Origin of the sequence: Ethanoligenens sp. (genome assembly GCF_047718355.1) — a bacterium.
In the GTDB taxonomy this organism is placed as follows: Bacteria; Bacillota; Clostridia; order Oscillospirales; family Ethanoligenentaceae; genus Ethanoligenens.
Genome location: NZ_JBDNLG010000115.1, coordinates 1 through 7,513 on the forward strand (window position 1 = coordinate 1; position 7,513 = coordinate 7,513).

Genomic DNA, 7,513 nt, shown 5'->3' on the forward strand with positions numbered 1-7,513 from the left:
ATATTGAGTAAATCCACTAAGCGGTAATTATTATAGTGTCGTTAATATTATTTTTCCATTATCCAGAACGTGAGGCTAAAACTCTCTCTTTTAGGCGAATTCATTAGTTTAAAGTTTGGCTATACAAAAAACATACGGCCCTGTAACGGAGTGCTTTTCCGTTGCGGGGCTTTTATTTTTGATAAAAAGAAAAAGTCCTTGACAATTCGTCTCAGGCAAAACAGCAAAATCGATTCTTATTTCCTGCGGCGCAAGGTTGGCTCCGTTTGATATTGCGGAAATCCGGGAGATCACGTCCTACGATGAAATGGAACTGGATACGCTGGGGGATGTAAAATCCGCTCTATTCGTCATTATCTCCGACACGGACGATACATTTAACTTTCTTGTCGCACTGATGTATTCCCAGCTTTTCAACCTTTTGTGCGACAAGGCCGACGATGAATACGGCGGCATACTACCGGTGCATGTTCGCTGTTTGCTTGATGAGTTCAGCAACATCGGCAAAATCCCAAAGTTTGAAAAGCTGATTGCCACCATCCGAAGCCGGAAGATCTCGGCGTCCATCATTTTACAGTCCCAAAGTCAGCTCAAAGCCATTTACAAAGATAACATGGATACCATCCTCGATAACTGCGACAGTTATCCTTTTCTCGGCGGTTCCAGCAAAACCACATTAAAAGATCTCACGGAAAAGCTCGGTAAAGAGACCATTAACTTGTTTAACACCAGCGAAAACAGAGGACGGGAGAAAACGTCCGGCATCAGCTACCAGACGCTGGGCCGTACCCTCATGGATCTTGACGAAATTGCCGTTATGCCGCGCGACGAGTGCATTTTGCAGATCGGCGGCGTGCGACCCTTTCATTCCAAGAAGTACGATATTACAAAGCATCCCAATTATAAGTACCTGTCCGATTTCAGCAAGCGCAACGCGTTTAATATTGAAAAATTTCTGGATACCGGCGCAAAGCTGAAAGGTTGGGAAACTTGCGACGTTTATGAAGTAGAGGCAGGATAAGGCAAGCCCCGCTCAAAGCGGCGCCTTTGACGGATGCCACCGTATGTCGGATAATGCGGGCAGAGGTTTATCGAATTTCCTGTTCCAACCGGTTAAATTCGTCAGTACTGAAAAACTCGCCCAACGTGACGCCAAAGCCGTCGCAAATCTTTTTGACGGTGACGATGCCGGGGTTTTGGCTTTCCCCGTTCAAAATGCTTTTGATCGTTGATTGCGAAACCGCCGCAATGTTACTCAATCCGTTTGGCGTAATCTGGCGTTCTCGGCATAGCTGCAAAATACGTCGTGCGACTGCCTGATGTGTGTTCATAATGATCCCTCCCGACGATATATCACTATATAATGATATATGGCTGGGAGCCTTAACATTAGCGACATTTCACTAACTACGCTTTTCGTGCTAATATAGTGATAAACCGCTAATTAAAGGAGCTTTTTACGGAATCGAAAACCTGTTGTTTTACCGGCCACCGCAATCTGCCGCAAGACGCTATTGAACACATCATACTGCGTCTGAACGAGGAAGTAAATGGCCTGATCCGGCATGGCGTCACGCGTTTCCTGTGCGGCGGCGCGAGGGGCTTCGATCTGATCGCCGCCGCCCTGATCGTTTCTAAAAAGGAAATAGGCAATGATCTGCGGCTGGATTTCATCCTGCCATGCAAGGATCAGGACGCGCTTTGGTCGGAGCGCGAACAAAAACTGTATCGCGGCCTGCTGACCGAAGCGGACAGCGTAACGTGTTTATCTGATACATACCGCCCCGGGTGCATGAAACGCCGCAATCAGTATTTGGTCGATCACGCCAACTACTGCATTTACGCCCTGCGGCATGAACGCGGAGGCACATGGCAAACCGTGCAGTATGCAAGAAGAAAAGGGGTGCGTCTTATCGGTGTTGCGGAATAAAAGTCCTCCCGCCGTAAGCGACCGTGACAAGTTTATCGTGTTTTCATCAGCGCCCGTTCGGAATTTTTCGAGCGGGCTTTTGTATGCCCTCACATCAAAACTACTACGGAGGTACAGTCTATGAGTTTTATCAGTTCCGCAATGGGTACGTTGGAAGTTATCGTAATCGCCCTCGGCGCGGGCCTTGCCGTATGGGGCGGCGTCAATCTGATGGAAGGCTACGGTGGGGACAACGCTGCCGCAAATGCGCAGATTCCATAAGGAAACAAGCAGATAAGTCAACAGACGGAAATGTGAGACCGCCGCCCTGTATATTAAAGTGCGGCGGTTTCACTTTGCCTAGAGAGCTTTTTTCGTATCTACCGTTGCATTCTTCATTCACATGAAGTATTCTGATATACAAAGATTACCTCATAACGGAGGCGGGTTTATGGACTTCATGACGATTAAAGAAGCCGCAAACAGGTGGGGCGTGTCCACAAGGGCGGTCACATATCAGGTGGTTGCCGGTCGAATTGCGGGCGCAGTCAAGCGGGGAAATCTGTGGCTGATTCCACAGGATGCTTCCAAGCCTTTTGACGGGCGGAGAAAACGTGATTCCGAGCAAAGCGTAAAACCACAGGATGATTCTGCGCCAGCCGATGGTGAAACCCCGTTTCCTTCTCTGCATGAAGATAAAGGCATGTTTGCGGAGATGTTCCGCTGTTTTCCTTACCCGATGCATGTCTGTGCCCCGGATGGTACGTTTCTCTGGGCGAACGACGAGTTTTTACGCTTCTCTCAAATATCGCATCCGGAAAGGCTCTATCAACGGCACAATGTGCTGCTCGCTCCCGAGATGGAGCGGTGGGGTCTCAAGGATTTCCTTTTGCGGGCATACCGGGGAGAAGCCGTCCGAGCCTACGACATCAAGGTTCCGTATCAGGAAATTATCGAAAAATATGGCGACGACAAAGAGATTCCCTCCGAGAGTGTTTTTCAGAATATTACTGCTTTCCCGATCAGGGATGACAAAGGCAAACTTCTATATATCGTGACCGTTTTCGTCACTTCCCGGCAGTATCAGGGCCGGGAGGAGATCATGGCAGGTAAAGAATATATAGAGGCTCACTGGAAAGAGGAATTTAACATTGACCGGCTGGCGGATGCCATTCATATCAGCCGGTATCATTACACCCGCCTATTCAAGCAGCATACGGGCATGACACCCTACAATTATTATCAGGAGATCAAAATTCAAAAGCTCAAAGAAAAGCTATGCGACGGCAATTTATCCGTGGCACAGGCGTTTGCCGCATGCGGTGCGGATTTCAGCGGAAGCTTCGCAAAGATTTTTAAAGAAAAGGTTGGAATGCCCCCCTCTCAATATCAGTCCATGATGTGTGCGAAATAAAGATACAGGCGGATAAAGCGCTCAAAACCCGGTCGTGGTTTTGGGCGCTTTCCTATTTAAAATAGCACTCAGATGCAAAAAGACCGCACGGATTCGATAGCCGTTGCTTCTGAAAGTGTCTACAATGAGAAGTGTCTACAATGAGAGCGGCACAAAATGATTGAAAGGTGGCGACGTGATGAAAGCTGCGAAAATCGGAAGTCCGTCCATCGATGAGCTTGTCGAAATGGTGCGGGCAATACAGGAAAAAGAAAAGGCGCAGGAAACGCTGATCGATCATATCGGGCGGCTTGTCCGTGAAGATGGTTTTCCCGTTCTGGATGATTTTCCATATCCCACGGCGGCCTATCGGCAGGACGGGACTTTGACCTATGTGAATCATGCTTTTTCGCAGGAAACAGGGGTCTATGCCGCCGACCTGATTTCCGGTAGCCACAACATTCTGGGCCGCATTACGGATGACAACCTCCCGCTTCTGGACGCCGTGGAACAGGTGTTTCAGGAGAAGGAAACTTTTCTGGCAAGACTATCCGACCCGCTGGATATTTTCGTCAGCGAAAAGGCAGGCAGGAGGAGCTCTTCCTCTCAGTATCAACGCGCGCTCCTTTTCCCGATTGGAACGGACACGGGTCATGTGTCCATCGGCGTGGTAATATTCATGGAAAGGCTACATCAAAAGAAGGAGGACAGAAGAAATGAAGTTGTTTAAAAAATATGTAAGTCTGCTGCTGTGCGCGGCGGTGGCCTTTGCTATGCTGCCCGCGACGGCGCTGGCGGTAAGCGATCCGGCCCACTATACCTTCGACGTGTCGGAGGGTAATATCATTATCAACAACGCGGATGGCGGAAATCTGAATGTGACCTACGGGGCATCGCAGAACGTCATCATCCCGGCCACACAGCAGATCGAGATCACCGGCACAACAACAAGCAATACCGTCAAGGTGTGCAGCAACGTCACGGCTGACATCACACTCTATAATGTGAGTATCCGCTTATCCGAGACAGGAGGCTGTCCCTGCGATATAGCTGGCGCAACCGTCACCTTGACGCTGGTCGGCACCAACACCCTCGCAAGCGGTGTAGTTTATGCCGGACTGAACTGCCCGGACGGCTCGACGCTGACCATCAAGGACGGCACAGCAGACGGCACCGGCACGCTCACGGCCACCGGAAATGACATGGGCGCGGGTATTGGAGGCTGCTTAGGCGTCGGCCTCGGCAATGTGACCATCACCGGCGGCACAGTCACGGCTCAGGGCGGCATCGACGCCGCTGGCATCGGCGGCGGGGTGGGTTATAACGGCCCCGGTGGCTCCGGCGGCACGGTGACCATCAATGGCGGCACGGTGACGGCGGCGGCCGGAGCCGCTTTGAACGGTGAGGCAGGCAACGCCATCGGCGGTGGGGGATATATTTATGGCGGTAACGTCGGCGCAGGCGGCTCCTGCACCATCACCGGTGGGTCGGTCTCTGTTGGAAACGGCGGCATGGGGCCGACTGTTTATTGTGATAGCCGCAAGACTATGCCGGCGAATCTGACCACTGTTACGCTAAGCGGCGTGAGTTCGGCAACGGCAGTTACCGCCCTCACCACAGGAGCAAGCTTTCCCTACGGCATGAGTGATATGTACACCGACGCGAACGGAAAGATTTATCTTTGGCTGCCGTCCAACGCGACGGTCACTTCGGCCACCACGTTGGCACACAGCTATTCCGGCTCCGTCGCGGCGAATGCGTCCGGCACATTGTACGGACTGCCCGAGATCACCTCTGTTTCCACCCCGGCAAGCGGAGTTTACGGGGCGGGCAAGAATCTGGATTTTGTCGTGAATTTTGACGGGGCCGTGACTGTGAATTCGGCGAGCGGTACGCCGTATCTGCCGCTGACAGTGGGCAGCTCAACCGTAAAAGCCGGTTATCTGTCCGGTAGCGGCACTTCCGCCCTGACGTTTCGCTACACGGTTGCCCCAGGCGACAGCGATACGGATGGTGTCGCGCTCGGAAACACAATCATGCTGAACGGCGGGACGATTCAAAGCGCGCAGGGCGCCAACGCCCAGCTTGTATGCCATAACACCGCGCCCACCTCCAACGTTCTGGTGGATACCATAGCGCCCACGGTTACGGCGGTCACACCAAGCGGAACGGGTGTATCGGTCGGCACGGCTTCTCTGTCCGTCACCTTCAGCAAGGCGATGGATGCCGCGTCGACGGGCACCGTAATGCTGGATAACGCGTTGCTGATGAATCCCTCATGGGATGCGGCGCACAAAACCGTGACCTATGCGCTTCCCGGGCTTTCCTATAACACCGAGTACCCCGTCACCATCTATGAATTTATGGACACGGCGGGAAACATGGTGGAGCCCCATGTCAGCTTCTTCACCACCGTGCAAAAAAACCTGACGGATGCCATGGTCACGGACATTGCCGCGCAGACCTACACCGGCAGCGCCATCAAGCCGGGTATAACCGTCACGGACGGAGCGGCGACGCTTACAGAGGGCACGGATTATAGCGTATCTTATTCCGGCAACACGGCGGCGGGAACCGCGACCGCGAAGGTGACGGGCATTGGCGGCTATGCAGGTGAAGTTCAGAAGACGTTCACAATCGGTCAAAAAGCCATCGTGCTCACACTGACCGCTAGTCCCCATGATACGGCGAACGCCGGGTCCAATGTGACGCTTACCGCTTCCGTGTCCGGTGCGGTCGATCTTCCGCAGGGCACCGTTACGTTCCGGGACGGCAGCACCGTGATTGCGCAGAATGTGCCGGTCACCGGCGGTAACGGAGGTTATTCGGCGCAGACGGTATGGAGCAACGTATCGGACGGCAGCCACAGCCTCACGGCGGAATACATTCCGGCTTCCTCAGGTGAAAACTATGTCTGCTCCGCTGCCGCGACGCTCGGTGGCTACAGCGTGAGCAAACAAAACCAGACCGGGTTCGGTTTCCCGTCCTCCGGCATCAGTAAAATATATGGCGACGCGGATTTTGCCGTGACCGCTTCCGGCGGTCAGGGTTCCGGCGCGATCACTTACGCTTCCAGTGACGCCGATATTGCCACCGTGGAGGCCGACACCGGCAAGGTGCATATACAGAAGGCCGGGAGCGTTACCATCACTGCGAACAAAGCGGCAGACGGCAACTATAACGCGGTTGCGGCTACAATGACAATCACGGTCGGCAAAGCGGCAGCAAGGATTACGGCACTCCCGGCAGCCGGGAATATCACGGTAGTCGGAAAGCTTTCCTCCAGCACGCTCACGGGCGGCAAGGGCAGTGTGGACGGCAGCTTTGAATGGAGTAATCCCGATACAGTCATCGCCTCGTCGGGCGAATATGAAGTGACCTTCACGCCCAAAGACACGGATGATTATTTGCCCTGCACAGGCAAGGTACAGGTCGCGGTCAGTCCGAATCTCACCGGAAGCTCCGGCGATATTTCGTTCGACCTTACCGGTGTGACACTGCCATCCGGCGTGACCTCCGTTTCTCTCGGCAGTTCCCAATCGGATACGGGAAACACAGAATATACCGCCGTTTTCAAGCTCGTCAGCGGTGACACTTCTCTCGGCAATCTGAAAAATCTTGTGCTGTACGATCTCAAACTGCTTGACCAGAATGGTAACCCTATTGAGAATTTCGTCGGAAAGATCAAGGTGAAAGTCAAAATCCCCTCCGGTATGAGCGGCAATCTGCATGTCTATTGGTATGATTCAGAGAGCAACAAGCTGGTGGACATGGGTGCGACACAGGAGGACGGTTATCTGATTTTCGATACAACACATTTCAGCTTTTACGCCATCGCCCAGCTTGGCGCTTCTTCACCGCCTGTTCCGAATCCGAAAACCGGCTCGGACAACTGGCCATTTATGCCTTTGACATTGTTGGGCGGCAGCTCGGCAGCCATGCTCATGGCTATTCACAGGAAGCGCTGGAAAATTTTCAGACGCCAAACAAATAAAGGATAATTGCAAGTACATGGAGTCGGCGGATATTTCAAAAGAAAATACATTGGAGCTTGCACCTATGACCGACAGAGTTTTACGGGTTTGGTGATCATGCGCTGATTCAAAATCTATTTGGAATTATCAAAAACCAGGTATTTTCAAGGCCATCACAGAAATGTGGTGGCCTTTTTATATATCAATTCTATTTATATTTTGCTTTCATCTTAAAGG

The 7,513-nt window shown here is 52.4% G+C and carries 6 protein-coding genes and 1 pseudogene; 6 read left to right on the top strand and 1 reads right to left on the bottom strand.

What is annotated here, in order from left to right; translation table 11 throughout:
- Positions 1–202: 202 nt before the first annotated feature.
- A pseudogene (locus tag ABF463_RS13175) lies at positions 203–1,021 on the top strand (VirD4-like conjugal transfer protein, CD1115 family); the annotation flags it as partial.
- 67 nt (positions 1,022–1,088) lie between these two features.
- Here the strand turns inward: ABF463_RS13175 and ABF463_RS13180 are convergent.
- A complete protein-coding gene (locus ABF463_RS13180) occupies positions 1,089–1,331 on the bottom strand; it encodes a helix-turn-helix domain-containing protein (protein WP_415534276.1) in 243 nt (80 codons plus the stop codon).
- A 227-nt stretch (positions 1,332–1,558) separates the two neighbouring features.
- Between ABF463_RS13180 and ABF463_RS13185 the strand changes: the two genes are divergently transcribed.
- From ABF463_RS13185 to ABF463_RS13205, 5 genes are all read left to right on the top strand, one after another.
- Positions 1,559–1,930 (top strand): SLOG family protein, encoded by a 372-nt coding sequence (locus tag ABF463_RS13185; RefSeq protein ID WP_415534286.1) that lies wholly within the window; start codon positions 1,559–1,561, stop codon positions 1,928–1,930.
- Between the two features lie 120 nt (positions 1,931–2,050).
- Entirely contained in the window at positions 2,051–2,191 is a 141-nt protein-coding gene (locus tag ABF463_RS13190) for a Maff2 family mobile element protein (RefSeq protein WP_415534278.1), read from the top strand.
- A gap of 169 nt (positions 2,192–2,360) precedes the next feature.
- Positions 2,361–3,323, top strand: coding sequence for a helix-turn-helix domain-containing protein (locus ABF463_RS13195; RefSeq protein WP_415534280.1), 963 nt, complete (start codon positions 2,361–2,363; stop codon positions 3,321–3,323).
- A 178-nt stretch (positions 3,324–3,501) separates the two neighbouring features.
- A complete protein-coding gene (locus ABF463_RS13200) occupies positions 3,502–4,032 on the top strand; it encodes a hypothetical protein (protein WP_415534282.1) in 531 nt (176 codons plus the stop codon).
- Positions 4,019–7,303, top strand: a complete 3,285-nt coding sequence (locus ABF463_RS13205; RefSeq protein WP_415534284.1) for a beta strand repeat-containing protein — start codon at positions 4,019–4,021, stop codon at positions 7,301–7,303. Before ABF463_RS13200 ends, ABF463_RS13205 begins: the two co-directional genes overlap by 14 nt.
- The last annotated feature ends 210 nt before the right edge of the window (positions 7,304–7,513 follow it).

What these genes read in the sequence shown, in the direction of transcription:
- ABF463_RS13195 (WP_415534280.1), top strand. Translation starts at nt 2,361, where the DNA reads ATGGACTTCATGACGATTAAAGAAGCCGCAAACAGGTGGGGCGTGTCC.
- ABF463_RS13180 (WP_415534276.1), bottom strand. Translation starts at nt 1,331, where the DNA reads ATGAACACACATCAGGCAGTCGCACGACGTATTTTGCAGCTATGCCGA.
- ABF463_RS13200 (WP_415534282.1), top strand. Translation starts at nt 3,502, where the DNA reads ATGAAAGCTGCGAAAATCGGAAGTCCGTCCATCGATGAGCTTGTCGAA.
- ABF463_RS13190 (WP_415534278.1), top strand. Translation starts at nt 2,051, where the DNA reads ATGAGTTTTATCAGTTCCGCAATGGGTACGTTGGAAGTTATCGTAATC.
- ABF463_RS13205 (WP_415534284.1), top strand. Translation starts at nt 4,019, where the DNA reads ATGAAGTTGTTTAAAAAATATGTAAGTCTGCTGCTGTGCGCGGCGGTG.